The organism is Mucilaginibacter defluvii (assembly GCF_039543225.1).
Lineage (GTDB): Bacteria > Bacteroidota > Bacteroidia > Sphingobacteriales > Sphingobacteriaceae > Mucilaginibacter > Mucilaginibacter defluvii.
This window is the reverse complement of record NZ_BAABJI010000002.1, coordinates 637,480-656,094: the sequence shown is the minus strand read 5'-3', so window position 1 is coordinate 656,094 and position 18,615 is coordinate 637,480. Positions and strand designations below refer to the sequence as shown.

Sequence of the window (18,615 nt, the reverse complement as noted above, 5' to 3'; positions counted from 1 at the left end):
TAGTGAGAACACAGCCAAAAGAAGCAGGCGTCTGCTGTTGATCCTGAGGAATGTTAACACTGATCCAAACATAATGGGCTTAATTTAAATTGCTGTTTAGCAAGGTTTTATTCGTATTTAATGAATGTTGCTGTAATTTTTTTTTGTTTTATATCAACTGTAGAAGAACTGGTTGTACCGGTAACATTTTTCTTTTTCGATTGTGTGATGACGCCTGTTCCGGTTTGTTGAGTGCTTACAACTTCTTCTGTAAGGGTCATAATGACGCCATCGGCACCCTTAGCCTTACCCAATTCTATCACTTTTTGCTGAGCAGATTCCAGTGAGCCAAAGCCTTTGCCGATGCTGGTGGTACCAATGGTGGTGTGATTCTTTTTTACGTCTGCTTTATCCAGATATACATCTACATTTTGTGTTGGAGAATAGGTTTTGCCAAAATACTTTGGTGAGGAACATGATGTTATAAAACCTGAAAATAAAACCATTAACAGGCAAATCGACCTTACATTTTTCATTTTTAATTCTTTTGAACGTTAAACAATTTTTATTGGATTGACAAGTTCTACCAAGGTGCCCGCGTTGTGGCTGATGCCCCCTGGAAACAAATCTTTCTCAAAAATAAGTCCGGTGCAGCTGACGCTGAACTTTATTATGTGAACCGGCGTTTTGTCTATGTAAACGCGGAGACTCTGAACAGACCGCGGCAAAAGTCCGATTACGGCACAAGAAAACACACCGGCGGGTATTTAACTAAACTTGTAATGTGCCTTTGAAAACCTGACATACCAACGGATTCATCGGGCATTACTTCAGTTTGATCATCCGTATAGCAGCGCTTAATCAATAGTTTCCCCTGCGTCTCAAAAAAACACGCGCATACCATACATACAAGGGCCGGTCAAACAGCCATAGAAGATATTTATTGACCGGTACATACCGTATGCTTTTCCCGTTTATAGCAAAGGATAAAGCAGTGGCGATCTTTTTTCCGCTGGCCGGGACTCTGACCAAGCTAAACTTTTTGCCTTCTTACCGTCCGGAAGCAGAAAATATTTGTTCGGCCGATCTGACAACAACACTTACAGCAATCTAAGGGATTAGATCACCAAAAAGATCGGATAAGCAGTGCGGATTTTTTGCGCGAGCATGATTAGTAGCAATACGACAAAAAGAAACCCCAGTACTAAAAGTAGCTTTCATGCATTTCCCTTAGAATTTAAATGCTATTAATGAACTGATAAAGAAACCATCCTTGTGCTGCCGGATCACATCGTTGATGAAATTCCCGGTCTTGAAATACTGCACGCCTGCATTATAGGTCAGGAATCTGCTAATCTGCCAGGATACAGTCGATACATAGGCCGTGCCTATATAACGGCTCTTCGAATTTGAGGAAGCCAGACTAAGTGAACCGTCCGGACGGTAGATCCCGTCCTGAAGTGACTGTCGCCAGTAGCAAACCGTTTCTAAAGAAAGCAATACTTTTTTGCCCGGATTCCAGGTGACATTGGGGTGAAGAGAAAGGAGATTAGCCGGACCTGCCTGCGGGTTCATACCAAAATAACCGCCGTTCGCATACAAGGCGTTGAAGGAGCCGAGTTTGCCATCGCCTTTGGTGTCATCACCTGAAATGAAATCGCTTCGTAGCTTTATTATCGGAGCGCCGTTCAACTCAGCCAAGCGGTACCCAATGTCCATCGATCCGCCCCATGCGCGAATATCAGAAGTGCCGAACTTGCCAAGCTGATAACCAATTTCGAAATTATAAAGCAAGGTTTTGCCGGTTGCCCATACGCGGGTACCAAGCGTATGACGGGTTTCATGTGCAGTTCCTTCATCAAAGCGGGATTCGGCGCGGTCTATGCCCAGATAATAGATGTCAAAATTGAACATCCTGGTCACCGCGCGTGCGCTATAAACGCCCCACAGACTCGACCTCCTGTTAATAGGATTATCAAATACAGCTGTCTTAACACCGCCATTCACCACTGCAAAGGCATCCATATTCCATTTTGGGGATGAATAAGCGACCTTTGCTCCGTCGAAATACCAGCGAAGGTTAGGTCCCTCGCGAACATCGATCAGTCGTCCGCTGCCATATTGCAGTTCCTGCCTGCCTAAACGAATGGTTAACGTTTTATCTAACTTTTGATAAGGGATGAGGTCGATAAATAGATTCTGGACGTTCAACTGGTCCTCGTCTATAGGGCGCGGACCGGTCTTTCGCCCATTTTCGAGTCCGCTTCGCAGTTGGCCAAAGATCCTGACCCTGTCGCTTAAATGGAGGTCGGCGTGCAACTGATATCGCTGTAGCAGAAAAACGTCACTGCCGAGGCCTCTGGCGCCCCAATCTTCGTGTAATGCCCTATCAACTTCGGCACGGATTTCACCGCCAAAAGAAACATAGGCTTTACCGTTGTTTGACAACGGCACGTATTTTAGTTTGTTGTAAAATGTTTTGGCACTGTCTTTCATGCCTGAATAGTCTTCGTCGAAGCGGAGCAGCTTAAAGTTTTGTGCGAGGGTCGGTTTTACGATCGATAGCAGAAGAATTATAAGTAGTGTTTTAAGTTTCATAGGTCCATATGTTTCAATAGATATGCAGATGTTTTCGTTGGCAATTATCGGCTGGCAATTCCACTGAACTCAGAAGCGATGCTTACGTTTGCTTTGAGTATCTTTGAAATCGGGCAGCTTTCTGCTATTCGGATCAGCCGCTCCTGCAGTTCTGTGTTTGCAAGGCCAGGAATGATGATCAATCGGTCGATCTGCATGGATGCACCTTCATTACCGATCTTTTGAAACATGTTCGCCTCTACGCGTATTTCAGGAATGTTCAGTCCTTTGTGATCGATGTACATCTTTAAAGTCGCCAGTGTACATGCGACCAATGAGGTCAGCAATAGGGTAAACGGATCCGGACCGAGGTCCTGCCCTCCGATTTTTTCAGGTTCGTCAGTTATCAGTATGCCATTCCGCCAGTGAATTGTGGTCTGGAATTTCTCTGTCCCAATGCGCCCCGTAACAGGATGTTCCAGTATGTATTTCATTGATGTCAGTCTTTGCTCCAAACACTTTCGTATTCGGATGGGTGACGCCGGAATTGGGCGTTTACGTATGGGCAAAGCGGAACGATCTTTACGTTCTTTTCAATTGCATAACGTACCAGTTCGTTTAACAATAATTTTGCGAAACCTTTCCCTTCAAACTCAGGAAAGACCTCCGTATGAAAAACGGCAAGTCTGCCGCCGGTCATGGCGAGGCTCATTTTGCCAACAAGAACTTCGTTCGAAAAAACTGGACCTCACCATGGACACGGTCCCTGAAAACAACTTTTGTATTTTCCATAATTATGTAGATGATATCGATAAATGACAGATGTGTTATCCAAAAAGAGTTATTGATCCCGGTGCAGGGTTCATGCCGGGCACCCGCGTCGACTTTCCAACGGCACGGTAGCGCTGGCTATTTTTGTTGCTGTCCGGTAAAGTTTACCGGGGAAGAAATCAATTCCACGAACCAGAACCGGGTCTGGTACCTCAATCTGCAATTTATTTATTTTCATGGGTATGTTAGTTCGCGTGCTCAATGAACGAAATAGCGTGGCATCGTCTGGGCGATGCACGAGACAGTGGTTCCACCGCGGACAAACAAATTTCCACAGAAGGAATTGATCAGAAAGATGACAATTGTAAAGAAAAGATGTAGATAAAGGTCTACTTTTACCTCAGTAAAAAGCAAAAGGGAAGGGTTATTTCAGCTTTAGCTTTCGCTTGACGCGACTTAAAGTATCCTTATTGACACCCAGATAGGAAGCAATAATATGTTGCGGAAAACGCTCCGCAAAAGCCGGGTAACGTTCGATAAGGTCGGCATAACGCTTGCCGGCAGTGTCTGACAGCGCCGAAGTAAGGCGTCGGTTATGAGCAATTTCGGCCGCCTGATCAAGCTTCAATTTCATTTCCGTATATGCGGGAACTTTTTCCATAAGTTCAGCATCCCCTTCTCTTTTTAGGACCAGCAGTTCGCAGGGTTCGAGCGCATCAATATTGTAGCGGCTGGGGATACGGTTAAAAAAACTTTCCCGGTCGCCCATCCACCAGTCTTCGAGACCCAGCCGGATAATATGTTCTTGTCCCTTATCATCCACAGAATACATCCGCATGGCCCCATTGACTACAAAACCGTAATCCATACAGATATCGCCGGCCTGTAAAAAGTATTCTTTCCGCTTCAGTTTGAACGGCGTAAAATTTCTTCTGATCATCGCTTTATCCTCACCTGAAAGAGGTGTGGCACTGTATTTTTTTAAATAATCAAAGAAAGCGTTATACATAGGAGTGCTTCGGTTATCAAAAGGTGTTTAAAGATTACAGGCAGACTTGTAAATATAAAATAAAATGCTCGCAATTTTCAATTCGCCGCCTCGATGAAAATTTTAACTATTTGAATATCTATTAATTATAAATTTTATGTGCAGATAATCAGCGCGATTTATTAAATTTTTCATAGACGAATGTCTACGATATTTTGCAACAATTATCATCTTTTTCTTTGTGGCAATATTTTTAAAATTGTCGCATCTACTTCAATTTATATCATATGAGAAACGCGAAGAGCTCGTCTGCATGCCGCCGCAGTATAGCTGATCATTTACAGGTCCAATATAGATCGGTTAGACCTGATTGTATTAATCTCAATACCGAAAGTCCGATACTTTAGCCCTCGGACAGCAAACCGGAATAATTCATCAATATCTTAAATATAAAAACATGTCAGACATCCAAAAAAAAGGCCTTGAGGCCCTGTTACGTCCGGAAGACAGCATCGTCGTTCTGATCGACCATCAGCCCTTTCAGTTCTCTAATCTGAACAGCCACGAACCTGCTATGGTCGTTAATGCGGTGACCGGACTGGCCAAGGCGGCGAAGGCTTTTAATGTCCCTACCATTCTGACCACAGTTGTTGAAGAACGCGGCGGTTTCCTCATTAAGCAGATCCAGGATGTTTTCCCGGAACAAAAGCCGATCAACCGTACATGGATTAATACCTGGCAGGATAAAAACGTCACCGATATAGTAGAAAAAAGCGGCCGCAAACAGTTGATCATAGCAGGGTTATGGACCGAAGTATGTGTAGCAATGCCTGCGATCCAAGCTGCAGCAGAAGGCTATGATGTTTTTGTTGTCACAGATGCATGCGGCGCAGTTTCGAAAGAGGCGCACGATATGGCCATCAGACGTATGGTCCAGCACGGCATCACACCCATCAACTGGATAGCCGTGACCTCGGAATGGCAGCGTGACTGGGCGCGTGTGGATACAGCAGCGCTGCTCGTGCCACTTATGATCGATCATACCGGCGCAACAGGTGTGGCGTATGCCTGGGAGCAGCAATTGTTGAATACACCGGTACCTGCACAGTAAACGGTTGCCTTTCCTTTTCCTGTTAAACTCATTAATAAATGTTATGCTGGATATTGTCATCGCCTCACGCCAGGCAGAAATCATTCCCGGTTTTGTCGTAAAACGTCTTCTGCCTTATCAGCTTCGCCGTATGGTGGGCCCGTTTATTTTTATGGACCACGGCGGACCGGTTGCTATTCCAAATGCTGTTCATAGCAATCTGGATGTGTTGCCTCATCCGCATATTGGTTTGTCAACAGTCAGTTACCTGTTCAGCGGTGAGATCATGCACCGGGACTCCCTGGGCGTTGAACAGGCTATTAAGCCAGGCGAAGTGAACTGGATGACAGCGGGAAAAGGCATCGCCCACAGTGAGCGTTTTGAAGATCCCGCGATACGAGCCGGTGGCAGCTTGGAAATGATACAAACCTGGGTGGCTTTGCCCGAAAAAGATGAAGAAGCGGATCCCGCCTTCTATAATTATAAACCGGAGCAGTTACCAATATTTACGGACGCCGGGATATGGATGCGCCTGATCGCTGGTGAGGCATTCGGACTGAAAAGCGCTGTAAAAACCAGTTCGCCGCTATTTTACATGCATGTCGCTCTTAAAGCCGGCGCAAGGTTTGGAATACCCACCGGGTATGCGGAAAGAGGCGTTTACATTGTTCATGGAAGTGTCCTTGTAAATGGTAAGGCTTACCTGGCAGGTCAGCTCCTGGTGTTCAGCAAGGGCGTTGACCCCGTCATTATTGCCGCTGAGCAATGCACGTTAATGATGCTGGGCGGCGAAAATCTGGGCCAGCGTTACATCTGGTGGAACTTTGTTTCCAGCAGCAGGGAAAGGATCGAACAAGCAAAAGAAGATTGGATACAGGGGAGGATCAAGCTTCCACCTACAGACAACAGCGAATATATACCCTTGCCCGAGGATCGCTCAAAGCCGTCCGGCGGGCCGGCACCAAACACGTTGTCATAGCGATAGGAATGAGAGAAGAATTTTAGTTTCCCAATAATGAACAGGACAATACTAACCATGAATAAATATCAACAATAATGGAAATAGGTATAGACAGTTTTGCCTCTGCAAGGTACGGCAATAACGAATTAAGCAATGTTGCGGCAATGGAACAATTACTGGATCGCATCGTTGCTGCGGATCAGGCAGGACTTGATGTTTTCGGTATCGGTGAACATCACAAAAGAGAATATCTGGATTCAGTACCGGCAATAATACTTGCTGCCGCGGCAGCAAGGACCAAAAGGATCCGCTTAATGAGCGCGGTAACCGTATTGAGTACATCAGATCCCGTTCGTGTATTTCAACAGTTCGCCACTCTTGATATCATTTCAAAGGGGCGGGCAGAGATCATCGCCGGCCGTGGCTCCGCCACAGAGGCATTCCCGTTGTTCGGTTATGACCTGAATGATTATGATGCTCTTTTCAAAGAAAAACTGAATTTACTGATCCAGATCCGGGATGAGGAGTTTGTTACATGGTCTGGAAAATTCAGGCCTGCTTTGCATAACCAGCCGGTCTACCCGCGCCCGGTACAGCAGAAATTGCCTGTTTGGGTTGGCGCCGGCGGAACACCCCAGTCATTCGTACGGGCCGGAATGTTAGGGCTTCCGTTAATGGTGGCGGTTATCGGCGGTGAAACCGAGCGTTTCCGGCCGCTGGTCGATCTGTATCGAAAGTCAGGCGCAGAGGCCGGATTCAAGCCGGAGGAATTGAAAGTCGGATTGCACTCACCCGGTTATGTGGGTGACACAGATGAGTCCGCTTATGCCGAATACGGTCCCGGTTATATCGAGAACTGGACTAAAGCCGGTAAAGAACGGGGTTGGCCACCTGTAACGAAAGCGCAATTAGATGCAGGCGTTTCACCGAGAGGTGTTTTAGTTGTAGGTGGTCCGGAAACAGTAGCGGAAAAACTAAAGAGGCATAGCGAAGCACTTGGCGGTGTTGACGTATTCACATTCCAGATGGATATTGCCGGCCTTAGCCATCAGCAGTTATTACGGTCTATTGAATTGATCGGGAGCAAGGTTAAACCGCTTATTCAAAAAGAAAACCTATCTCACCAATCATCCGAATCCACACAAATTTAAACACTACGATCGTATATAATGAAAAAGAGAAGTAGTTTTTCAACCCAGGGACAAAGAGCAGATATAGGCTACCTGGAAATATCGCGTGTGCTGCCCAACAGATATGCTGATGCCGTAGGACCATTCGTGTTTTTAGATCATATTCTGCCTAGGGTTCAGACAAAAATCAATAAAGAAGGAACGGGCGCGCATCCTCACCGGGGGATTGCCACGCTGAGTTACATATTGAATGGCGAAGATGAACATTTCGACAGTGCAGGGAACTATGCCAAGGTACATTCTGGCGGGGTACAATGGATGAATGCCGGTAATGGTATCATTCATGATGAAACACTGAATTACGATTCGAAAACAGATTCGAAACTCGTTCATGGATTCCAGTTCTGGATCAATTTACCATCCTCTATCAAAGCGGAAAAGCCTGAATATTTAGCCATTGAAGGTAAGGACGTGCCTCAAAAAGAACTTTCGGAAGGAAAAGGCTGGATCAAAGTGATCGTGGGAAAATACGAAGAGCTCAGCTCGCCAATCCCAAATTACTCAGAACAATTCTTATATCATATACACTTGGTCGGAGACGCTGTCCTTAAATTGGACTTCGCGGACAAAATGGAGGTAGCGGCTTACCTGCCGGAACTCCCAGGCGTTATAAACGATGAAATTTTCAATGTCGGCGACTTTATCGAGTTTGACAGGAACGAAGGCACCATCGAAATCAGGAACAAATGTCAGAAGGAATGCGATTACCTGATCTTTGGCGGAGAAGCCTATCAGGAACCCATCTTCGCCGATGGCCCCTTCGTGATGAACTCGAAACTTGACACAGCTATTGCTTACCGCGATTTCTATAATGGGGAATACGGTAAGATCAATTACGACAAACAGCGATCAAAATGCCAATAGCTCACAAATCTCGACGACCATTTAAAAAATATCCATACAGCTTAACCATAAAGTGATGGACCAATATGCTTATGAAAAATATAACCGTTAAATGTTTGCAGGCCATAGAGAGTTTAAAAGATGTACCTGATGATGAGCTGCAGTGGTTTATTGACTGCGGAAAGGTTATTGAATTGCCGGCGGGAGACGCTATTTTCAGACCAGGTGACCTCCTTCCGGGCCCATTTGTGGTTGTGACAGGGAAGGTTAAGTTATGTATCCCTGTTGGTTCGGAAATGCAGGAAGTGGGCATATACGAATCCGGCGCTATTGGAGGTAACCTTCCTTTTTCAAGAGCAAAGATCGCTAATGTACTTCCTCAGGCCCTGGAAGATTTGACCTACTTGCAGTTTCCTCTTGAACTGCTCGATGAGATGATCCGGTTGCACTTCCGTCTTACGCAGGCCCTGGTACATGTAATGGCCAACCGCATCCGTGAATACACTGCTTTTGAGCAGCAGAATGAAAAGATGATGGCTTTGGGGAAGCTCTCTGCCGGACTTGCTCACGAGCTCAATAATCCGGCCGCCGCGGTGGTTCGGGGATCTGTATCCCTGTTAGAACACCTCAAGTTAGTACCGGACGCTTTCAAAGAAGTTATTTCCCTCGGACTTAAGGCGGAAGACATCAGTTTTTTTCTTGACAAATTAATATCCGTTCCACCCGATGAAAAACCGGTGCTGAGCATGATGGACCGTTCTGAACTGGAAGACGATCTGGCAGACTGGCTTGCGGAGAAAAGGGTACCCTGCGCTGCTGATCTGACTGAAAACCTGGTTGAACTGGGCGTAGGTACTTCGGATCTGAATGATATCGCAGCGCGCTTGCCGGCAGCTTCGATACCAACGATGTTTCGCTGGATCAACAGCCAGCTCGCAACTGAAAAAATTTCAGTCGACTTAAAGGAAGCATCCGGGCGTATAGCAGATCTGGTCGGGGCAGTCAAGTCTTTCACTCATATGGATCAGGGGCGTGGAAAGCAGTATGTGGATATTCATACGGGTATACAAAGTACATTGAAGATGCTGCAGCACAAGATCAGAAATGGTAATGTACAAATCGTCGAGAATTTCGACCTGGACCTGCCGGAGGTTAATGCGATGATCGGCGAACTTAACCAGGTCTGGACAAATCTTGTTGATAACGCACTGGATGCAATGGAACCCAACGGAAATGGTAAGTTAACCATTTCGACCGGCCGGGCGAAAGATTGTGTGCGGGTAATCATATCAGATAATGGGCCGGGTATCCCGGAAAACATCAAAACCCGGATATTCGACCCCTTTTTTACAATCAAAGAAATCGGCAAGGGCACCGGGCTGGGTTTGGATGTAGTGATGCGGATCGTAAAACAGCACAAAGGTGCAGTTAAGGTACAATCCCGTCCGGGGCAAACGGACCTTATTGTAGAATTTCCGATTAATGGATAATTAGTTTTTAACCTCTAAATTTTTGATCATATGAGTCTACCAATCATATTTTGTATAGATGATGACACACAGGTGTTAAGGGCAATAACGCGTGACCTGAAGAACCGGTATCGTGACCGTTACCGCGTGTTGAGCACCACATCGGTCAGGGAAGGACTCGAGAGTCTGCTGGAAATGAGTAATAAGGGTGAAGCTGTCGCTTTACTATTGTCCGATCAGCGTATGCCCGAGATACAGGGTGTGGAATTTTTAGCGCAAGCTATGCGTTATTTCCCCGAGGCGAAAAGGGCGCTGCTTACCGCTTATTCTGATAAAGATTCCGCGATCAAAGCGATCAATGAAGTAAAATTGGACTACTACCTGGTAAAACCATGGGATCCGCCTGAAGAAAAGCTTTTTCCTGTAATTGACGAACTGCTGCATGACTGGCAATGCGATTATCATCCGGTATTCAAAGGAATTAAGCTCGTAGGTTACCAGTATTCTCAAAGCTCCCACGAGATTAAGGATTTTCTGGCCGGTAACCTGGTTCCTTATCAGTGGCTGGATGTACAATCAGAACAGGAAGGGCGAAATTTATTAAAAAATAATGGATTGACTGAAGCCGACCTGCCGGTCGTATTTCTTGAGGATGGAAGTTTCCTGAGCAAGCCCGGCTTAGCGGAAATCGCTGGAAGTATCGGTTTGAACCCCAGGCACGAACGCGAGGATGTCTACGATGTGGTCATTATAGGTGCAGGTCCGGCTGGACTGGCCGCGGGCGTATACGGGGCCTCAGAAGGACTAAAAACCCTGCTCATTGAGCGCCGTGCTCCGGGCGGTCAGGCAGGAACCAGTTCCCGCATAGAGAATTATCTGGGTTTTCCGGCGGGATTGAGCGGCGCAGAACTCACCCGCCGAGCGACGACTCAAGCCATGCGCCTGGGAACCAGTGTGCTCTCACCCTGTTCTGTTCGGGCTATAGAACAGCAAGATGGCTACAAGAGGCTCGTATTAGATGATAATGAAGATATCGTTACCAGGAGTGTCGTCATCACAACCGGCGTTGACTACCGCAAACTTGATACACCCGGCATAGCAGATTTTACGGGAGCGGGCGTTTACTATGGTGCGGCGATGACTGAGGCAACTGCCTGTAAAGACAAGGAAGTTTACGTTGTCGGCGGTGGAAACTCGGCCGGTCAGGCAGCAATGTACCTGTCAAAATTCGCTAAGAATGTATATATCCTGATCCGAAAAGCCAGCCTGGACATTACTATGTCGGCTTACCTCATAGATCAGATCGCTGCCGAGAATAACATCCATGTAAAGCCCGAGGTGGAGATCACTGCGGCCAAAGGATCCGAAAAGCTCGAAAGCCTGGAGATCAAGTTCTTCAAAACCGGACATACTACAACTGTCTCAGCCGATGCGCTTTATATTTTTATCGGCGCTAAACCATTTACCGATTGGATAGGGCTGGGGATTATTAAAAACGACAAAGGTTTTCTGGAAACCGGGCGCGACCTTAAAAGCCGGTCCGATTATCCCAGAATATGGAAGCAAAAACGTGATCCCTATTTGCTAGAAACGAGTTGTCCGGGGATCTTCGCCGCCGGTGATGTCAGGGCCGGTGCCATGAACCGCGTGGCATCTGCGGTCGGCGAAGGTTCAATGGCAATTAGTTTCGTGCATAAATACCTGGCAGAAGTAAAATAGTAGTTGTTTTTTTTAAATTTCATTAAGAGGCAGATATGTTCCGTTTGTTATTCATGTTGTTGTCGACTGGTTCATTCGTAATCCTTTTCGCTTTTCCGCTTAAAGCACAGGTGCTGCTGAAGACTCCGAAATTGCAGGGGGACATCGTCACTTTTCCAATCGTGCTTGTGAATGGTTATCCTTTTATCCCCGGAACTATAAATGGCGTTACCGGTAAATTTATGTTCGATACGGGGCTTGGGGCATCCATTATGCTTAATGAAAATTATGTCCAATTGCCGAATAAAAAAAGCGCAGGGGGTGGGGTTACTGGTAGCGGACAAACCTTTACAACGAATATGAATGATACGATCAGGGAGATAAAATTTACTAATGGTATCACCTACCGTAATTTGGAAAAGATCAAGAGTGGGAATTATGATTTTATACTAAAGATCATCACGCCCGACTTTGCCGGCTTTATCGGATATGATTTCTTCAAAGACTATCTATTCAAAATAGACTACCTCCACAGAAAAATTACCTTCTACAAAAAACAGCGGGAACGATATTTATCTAAAGATTTTTTGACGGGGGAGAAAGTGCTGGCGGTGATCGATTTTGAGATCGGCAAATTAGAGAATCACCCTCATGTTCAACTAAAGATTGCCGGGGTAAATGTTTTAGGGCTGTTTGATACCGGCCAGAACGGCTATCTGCAATTGGACGAAGCATCTGCAAAGCGACTTAATGAGAAAGGTATTGTTGTTATATCCGGTACAGATAGCGGTGGTGATACGTTACTGACGATCAAAGATATCGTGATAAACGGAAAACTCAAGGCTACTATGAAAGGAGTTGAAGCTGTGTCCTACGAAGGGACTCAGGTAATCAGGAAGCAGGCCGGGTTAACGGCAGCCAATTTGATGACGTTCGGTTTCCGCTTCCTCTCGCAATATAAAACGGTGTGGGACTATGGTCAGAAAAAGATCTACGTTCTCGAATACTAGTCAATTTAAAAAACAAATCAAGCTGTAGAGAGTAATGTATAATTTTTTTATTGACAGTATCAAAAAAAAGGAACTATTAATCGTCCGGTTATACAATGGCGGCCATGGTCGACAATATACTAGGTTTCAGCAAGGCCAGGCTGGGCGACGATTGGGTGGCGGATATTAAGCCTGAATACAGACTCAAGGAAAAAATTGGAACAAACTGTAGCCGAACATCTGATTAATTCAGGGTGACGCATTAATTGAAGTTGAGATTGATCTGAATGAAGCAATAATGTGCGACATATTGAATAAAGCTGTCCCTAACAAGCCGCTATATATTCAATATGCCTATAACAGCGCCTGGCTCAATACACCGGCCATCAAGTTCTTTGGTCTCGGGACCAAAAAATTCAACGTGCTACCTGGAACTGTGCTTGAAAAAGATAAAAACGGAAATTTTATCGGTATTGTGGACGGCTATACTTTTCAGTTTCACCTGATGGGTGGCATGTTGCCACAGTCGAACTTAGAAGAGGAAGTGAGTTTATTCAGCTATCTGATTAATGACCTCAACCGTTTCGGGCTTACTACAGTCATCGATAATTCAAGTCTTATAGGTTATCCGGAAGGGCATAGGTCGCTCCAGATGCTGATCAAAGATAACAAACTGAATATCCGCTTTCCGTTCGCTGATCTTGGGTTTAGCTATGATCCAAACAAAATCTGGGCGGACACCGAAATAGAAAGGATCACCAAGATATCTCCACTAAGCCCCGGACAGAATCTACATCCGGACATGGAGCATGGGTATGAATATGAGGGTACGGGCGAAGTACTTCGCGCGGAAGGTCATGACCATGAAAACTTTGACCGACCGACCATGGTCACCAATGAAAATTTTTGGCGGATATCACTTTGAAACAGTAAAAATACCTGAAGTCCCACAATAATACCGGGACCGGGACAAGATATAAAACGTCCTAAAATGACGTGGCAGAAGTTGAATCAAAACTTTTGCTGCATTAGGATATTAAAAGAACAGGTACGGTAGGACTGTACATCAGAATTTCGTTATTATTTAGTAAATTACGGTGGTAAAGGGGTCTTAATAAATGTATCAAAAACTCATTGATTATATTGAAGAATATTCAGGTTTTAAGTTAAGCGTCTCAGAGATCGAGTTGATCAAGAGTAAAGTTCATCCTAAAATGTTGCGCAAAAGGCAATACCTGCAAAGAGCTGGTGATTTAGGAAAGTATACGGCATTTATCACTAAAGGTGCAATGCGTCAATTTTGCGTGGATGACAAGGGTAATGAAAAGATCGTTCAGCTTTACATTGAAAATTACTGGGCGGACGACCGTGCAAGCCTCACGAGGTCGGAGCCGTCGGAATATAATATTCAGGCTTGGGAAGACACAGAAATGCTCATTATAACGGTTAAGGACTTCTATTTGCTGGCTGAAGAGATCCCTGCGATTGTTCAGATGTTACGTGTCATGGATGATCGGCACGTTATAGGATTGCATAAAAGATTAAACTCCATGATATGCACCACGGCAGAAGAGCGTTACCTGCAATTCATAAACAGACATCCGCATTTTCTTCAAAGGTTTCCCCAGCATTTTATTGCTTCCTATCTGGGTGTGACAAAAGAGACACTAAGCAGATTGAAAAGGCAGACGTTTTAGGAGACATCTTTTTCCGCCGTACCTGGGGACCTGTTTTTGCTACCCGACCTTGCTTTCTAATTCATGGCGATAAAAATCAACGCTATGCAAATTATTTGCGTCCGCCAAGAGCGAAATGAGTGTTCAATTAATCACTGTTGATCAGACTTGCTCTCTTATCAAAAAATAAAAATCGGAAGATATAAATGAAGTTCTCGCTTTTTGCGAAACATAAATCTGTCTTAAAAAAAACAAACCATGAGTAATTTGAACAAAGTACTGATCACCGGCGCGTCAGACGGTTTTGGCATGGTCATCATAGATGCGTTAATTGAGGAAGGTTACAGGATCACCGGAGCACTTCGCGATGCGGAAGGAAGAAATAAACGAGCTTCTGAGGAATTGCGGAGAAAAGGTGTTTTTGTTATTGAGATCGATGTCACTAACGATGAAAGCGTTGTAACAGGGGGCGGAACTGCGGCCTCTCACATGGGGGGCATAGATATTTTGATCAATAATGCCGGGATCGGGACCGTTGGCAGGAATCCTTTACGGCAGAAGACTGGAAAAAGGTTTTTGATGTAAACGTGTTTGGTATTCAAAGTTGCCCAATTCATCGCAAAATTCATTGTTAACAACCCTAATGCCTTTAACCTGACCAATGTTGTTGCCTTTTTTAGTGTTAATAACAGAAACGGCTCGGTTATAGCGGAAGTTTATAAAAGCGGGGGAATGCCCTAAGGGTGAAAATCTGTTTTACGCCCAGGAGTTTCATGTTTGGGCAACAAAAGCAAATTATTATCCGGTTAAGCTGGATGAGCAATTGTTCTTCGCTGCCGGTGAGTCATTCCGGGTAGTCATTCATATACCGTCGGGAATAAATATCCACTAGGGATGGGATAGCTGATCAATGAAGCCACGACGGAGAATAATTTCCGATTAGTTTTGATTTGGAAGAAGCTGGACTATGCTGGCTAACGCTATCAATGCACATGGCTATGGCTGGAATGTCATCGCGCAAAGCCTTGAACTCTCATCCGGCGATTTTATTACTTGCTCAGCCTCCCTGGCGTTTTACTCTGCTGAGTGTATCTTTGTTGACACCAATATAAGAGGCGATAACATGTTGTGGAAATCGTCTGTTCAACTCAGGATAACACGTAACAAAATCCGAAAAACGCTTATTTGCAGTTAAGCTGATTGCAGAGGTCAGCCGATGATTATTGGCCATAATATTTCGCTCATCAAGTTTGATCCTCATTTCACCATATGCGGGCACCATTTTTTGCAACGTATCGACGCCGTCCTTCGTAATATAAAGTAATTCACAATGTTCCCATGCATCGATGTGATAACGGCTTGGCGTTTGATTCACAAAACTTTCACGATCGCCCATCCACCAATCCTCCACTCCAAGACGAACGATATGTTCGACCCCTCGATCGTCGACCGAATACATCCTCATTGCGCCCTTAACAATAAATGCGAAATGTTTACAATGATCGCCGGCCTGCAGTTGAAATTGCCTTTTCCTCAACCTGAACGGAATGAAAGTTTTTTTGATCAGTGCTACATCCTCGTCCGAAAGCGGGGTCGATGAATATTGTTTTAAATAACGTATGAAAACGTCGTGCATTGCCACTCCTTTATAAATAATATGTTGTTGGTGATTGTGCAAATATAGTATATATCAAAAATTTTCTTCATACCAGCTTTTCTTACCGTATTTAACATGGCTATAAACAATCATTTATCAAATGAAAGGTGGTTATAGCGTCCAATTTTTTTGAATCAATAGATATTTGTCGACATCATTTCCCTACAAAGGTCATCTTTCCGTAAACGTTTTATCATTCAAATTTGCCATGTCAATGAACTGATAGCTTTCAAACAATATAGTAGAGCCGGCACTTCCGCAAACCGCACACCTGCAGGCATCTGGCGATAACGTGAACGGCAAAAAAGTTGTCAGACTGCTGTTAGACCAACGCTGTAGCTCACGTTCATTGAATAGTCGGAAAAACATTTTAAATCATACAACTACAACACATGTCAAACAAACAGAAAAGAAGGCTTGAGGGCCTGCTATTTATAGGGAACGGTGTCCTTATTCCGATTTGTAATCACTTGTCACAATTTACAAGCTCGAACAATCATGTTCCGATCGCGGAAATCAATTCGACCTCATTACTTGCAAAAACTGAAAAGGTGTTCAAGGTGCGGAATATGCAGCCAAGTAAATTTAAAAATTTCGCCTGCATAACAACTTTAACAAATAAAGAGAGGCTCAAATATCAAACTATGAGAGGACTAATGGCGCTGGCCATATCTTTAATATGGATTGTACAGGGCAGAGCGCAATCGGCTGAACAACAAACCGGCGCGGATATGATCGTATTCAACGCTAAGATTACTACGGGAAGCCTGACCAAACCCCAAGCTTCAGCACTCGCGGTCAAACGGGGCAAGATATATGCTGTTGGTACCAATAAAGAGATCTTAAATCTTAAAGGAAACGACACTAAGGTGATCGATGCAAGCGGCAAACGCCTCATACCCGGCATCAATGATGCCCACATCCATATTCTAAATGACAGGAGTTACAATTACAACGTCAGATGGGAAGGCGTACCGACATTGCGGCGCGCCCTGGAAATGTTAAGTGAGCAGGCAAAACGGACACCAGAAGGGCAATGGGTAAAGGTGATCGGCGGTTGGTCGCCATACCAGTTCAAGGAAAACCGTTTGCCAACCATTGAAGAGATACGGAAGGCCGTTCCGAACCGGCCGGCCATCGTACAGTATGCTTACAACCGGGCATATTTGAATGATATGGCAATGAAGGCTTTCGGGGTAGGCACCAGTAAATTTCCGGCATTGCCAGGTACGGTTTTCGAGAAAGATAAAAAAGGGAACTATACCGGAATTGTTGAAGGGTATACGTTTACGTTCATTTCTTTAGAATCGATGGTGCCACAACCTTCTTATGAAGAACAGCTTAGTTCCATAACCAATGTAATTAATAGTCTGAACCGGTTTGGCGTGACGACAGCCCTTGATGGGGCCGCTTTGATTGGCCATCCTAATGGTCATACCCCGATAAAGCAGCTTGTAAAGGAAAATCGTTTGAATGTAAGAATGCCATTCATCGATCTTCAGTTCGGAGATGCTAGCAGTGGCAGCCTTGTCGACGCAGAAATAAACGCTGTAACTAAAAAATCACCGGTTAGTCCGGGAGAGAACCTGCACCAGACTATGGCACATGGTCATGAATATGAAGGTGCCGGCGAACTGCTTAGAATGGAACTTCACGATCACGAGAACTTCGACAGGCCGGCAGTGATTATCAATAAGGATTCAATGCGCCGTTACATCAGAGAGGACATTACCAAGCTTGTTGAGCGGGGTATCCCTTTTCGCATGCACATCAGCTATGATGAAAATATCACCCCATTTCTTGACGAACTTGAGGAGATAAACAAAAAGACTCCGTTTGACGGTTTACGCTGGAGCATTGAACATGCCGAAACGATTTCTTTGGAGAACGCTGCCAGGGTAAAAAGACTGGGTGGAGGTATCGCGCTGGATACAAAGCTGGCCATGCATGGTGAGGCATTTGTAAAAACCTATGGAGCGGAAAAAGCTTCACAAACTCCGAGATTGCGGGAGTTATATCACAGTGGAGTTCCGCTAACGATGACGACCGATGCATTTAGGGTAGCCTCTTTTAATCCATGGATAGGCATAAGCTGGATGACCACTGGGAAGTCAATATCGGGTATGGAAGTGCTGGCAAAAAACAATCGTTTAACAAGGGAAGAAGCGTTGAAATTGTTTACAGTAGCGCCAACCTGGTTCGAAGATAACGAGAGAGAGATGGGAAAGATCATTCCGGGTAATCTGGCAGACTTCGTCATACTCAATAAAGATTATTTCACCATTCCGGATGATGAAATAAAGACGATCTCATCTTCATTGACAGTCGTAAATGGGAGAGTAGTGTTTGGCGCGGATGAGTTTAAAAATCTGTCTCCTAAGTTGCCTGAAACGCTTCCGCTATGGTCGCCATTCAGATATTATGGTGGGTTTTATAACAACAAGGATTGATCATCATGATCTGGAGCGTTGCAAGCCAATAGATATGGACATTTATTTGTGAATTTTACTTTGGAATAGTGTTGTTACTAATAGCACTTTTAGATGCTTATATAAGTTCGATAGTTCCAAAATTCAACAAACTTGCGTTAAGTTTCCAACTGAGAAATTTGTTAATTAATAGATTTGTGTGAGAAAATATAGTAATATTAATAACTAGTTTGCAGTTTTGAAAAAAACAGTGTGACATTGGTGGCGACGTTAAAAAATAATGTAAATGATTGTCTAT

At 44.7% G+C, this 18,615-nt stretch carries 17 protein-coding genes; 11 read left to right on the top strand and 6 right to left on the bottom strand.

Annotation, left to right across the window (positions count from 1 at the left end):
• Nucleotides 1–107: 107 nt before the first annotated feature.
• From ABD960_RS09145 to ABD960_RS09125, 5 genes are all read right to left on the bottom strand, one after another.
• A complete protein-coding gene (locus tag ABD960_RS09145; protein WP_345330841.1) occupies nucleotides 108–515 on the bottom strand; it encodes a YdgH/BhsA/McbA family protein in 408 nt (135 codons plus the stop codon).
• A gap of 694 nt (nucleotides 516–1,209) precedes the next feature.
• Nucleotides 1,210–2,577 (bottom strand): alginate export family protein, encoded by a 1,368-nt coding sequence (locus tag ABD960_RS09140; protein ID WP_345330839.1) that lies wholly within the window; start codon nucleotides 2,575–2,577, stop codon nucleotides 1,210–1,212.
• 44 nt (nucleotides 2,578–2,621) lie between these two features.
• Entirely contained in the window at nucleotides 2,622–3,050 is a 429-nt protein-coding gene (locus ABD960_RS09135) for an OsmC family protein (RefSeq protein ID WP_345330837.1), read from the bottom strand.
• Between the two features lie 5 nt (nucleotides 3,051–3,055).
• On the bottom strand, nucleotides 3,056–3,268 hold the full coding sequence (locus ABD960_RS09130; protein WP_345330835.1) for a GNAT family N-acetyltransferase: 213 nt from the start codon (nucleotides 3,266–3,268) through the stop codon (nucleotides 3,056–3,058).
• 483 nt (nucleotides 3,269–3,751) lie between these two features.
• The gene (locus tag ABD960_RS09125; RefSeq protein ID WP_345330833.1) at nucleotides 3,752–4,336 is read right to left on the bottom strand and encodes a Crp/Fnr family transcriptional regulator; all 585 of its coding nucleotides are present in this window, start codon (nucleotides 4,334–4,336) and stop codon (nucleotides 3,752–3,754) included.
• A gap of 436 nt (nucleotides 4,337–4,772) precedes the next feature.
• On the opposite strand from ABD960_RS09125, the gene ABD960_RS09120 reads away from it, so the two are divergent.
• The 10 genes from ABD960_RS09120 (at nucleotide 4,773) to ABD960_RS09075 (ending at nucleotide 14,816) form a co-directional block, all read left to right on the top strand.
• Complete coding sequence (locus tag ABD960_RS09120; protein WP_345330831.1) at nucleotides 4,773–5,426, top strand: hydrolase; 654 nt, start codon at nucleotides 4,773–4,775, stop codon at nucleotides 5,424–5,426.
• A gap of 43 nt (nucleotides 5,427–5,469) precedes the next feature.
• A complete protein-coding gene (locus ABD960_RS09115; RefSeq protein ID WP_345330829.1) occupies nucleotides 5,470–6,384 on the top strand; it encodes a pirin family protein in 915 nt (304 codons plus the stop codon).
• Between the two features lie 77 nt (nucleotides 6,385–6,461).
• Complete coding sequence (locus ABD960_RS09110; RefSeq protein WP_345330827.1) at nucleotides 6,462–7,517, top strand: LLM class flavin-dependent oxidoreductase; 1,056 nt, start codon at nucleotides 6,462–6,464, stop codon at nucleotides 7,515–7,517.
• Nucleotides 7,518–7,535: 18 nt separating this feature from the next.
• Nucleotides 7,536–8,420 carry a pirin family protein gene (locus tag ABD960_RS09105; protein ID WP_345330825.1) on the top strand — a complete coding sequence of 295 codons (885 nt, stop codon included), beginning with the start codon at nucleotides 7,536–7,538 and terminating at the stop codon, nucleotides 8,418–8,420.
• Nucleotides 8,421–8,491: 71 nt separating this feature from the next.
• Nucleotides 8,492–9,889 carry an ATP-binding protein gene (locus ABD960_RS09100; protein WP_345330823.1) on the top strand — a complete coding sequence of 466 codons (1,398 nt, stop codon included), beginning with the start codon at nucleotides 8,492–8,494 and terminating at the stop codon, nucleotides 9,887–9,889.
• Between the two features lie 30 nt (nucleotides 9,890–9,919).
• Nucleotides 9,920–11,587, top strand: a complete 1,668-nt coding sequence (locus tag ABD960_RS09095; protein ID WP_345330821.1) for an FAD-dependent oxidoreductase — start codon at nucleotides 9,920–9,922, stop codon at nucleotides 11,585–11,587.
• Nucleotides 11,588–11,622: 35 nt separating this feature from the next.
• Nucleotides 11,623–12,576: a pepsin/retropepsin-like aspartic protease family protein gene (locus ABD960_RS09090; protein ID WP_345330819.1), complete on the top strand. Its 954-nt coding sequence runs from the start codon at nucleotides 11,623–11,625 to the stop codon at nucleotides 12,574–12,576.
• Nucleotides 12,577–12,865: 289 nt separating this feature from the next.
• Entirely contained in the window at nucleotides 12,866–13,480 is a 615-nt protein-coding gene (locus tag ABD960_RS09085; RefSeq protein ID WP_345330817.1) for an amidohydrolase family protein, read from the top strand.
• A 193-nt stretch (nucleotides 13,481–13,673) separates the two neighbouring features.
• Nucleotides 13,674–14,252 (top strand): Crp/Fnr family transcriptional regulator, encoded by a 579-nt coding sequence (locus ABD960_RS09080; protein WP_345330815.1) that lies wholly within the window; start codon nucleotides 13,674–13,676, stop codon nucleotides 14,250–14,252.
• 237 nt (nucleotides 14,253–14,489) lie between these two features.
• Nucleotides 14,490–14,816 carry an SDR family NAD(P)-dependent oxidoreductase gene (locus tag ABD960_RS09075; protein WP_345330813.1) on the top strand — a complete coding sequence of 109 codons (327 nt, stop codon included), beginning with the start codon at nucleotides 14,490–14,492 and terminating at the stop codon, nucleotides 14,814–14,816.
• A gap of 472 nt (nucleotides 14,817–15,288) precedes the next feature.
• On the opposite strand, the gene ABD960_RS09070 is transcribed toward ABD960_RS09075, so the two are convergent.
• Nucleotides 15,289–15,867 (bottom strand): Crp/Fnr family transcriptional regulator, encoded by a 579-nt coding sequence (locus ABD960_RS09070; RefSeq protein WP_345330810.1) that lies wholly within the window; start codon nucleotides 15,865–15,867, stop codon nucleotides 15,289–15,291.
• Nucleotides 15,868–16,280: 413 nt separating this feature from the next.
• Between ABD960_RS09070 and ABD960_RS09065 the strand changes: the two genes are divergently transcribed.
• A complete protein-coding gene (locus ABD960_RS09065) occupies nucleotides 16,281–18,338 on the top strand; it encodes an amidohydrolase (RefSeq protein ID WP_345330808.1) in 2,058 nt (685 codons plus the stop codon).
• Nucleotides 18,339–18,615 lie beyond the last annotated feature (277 nt).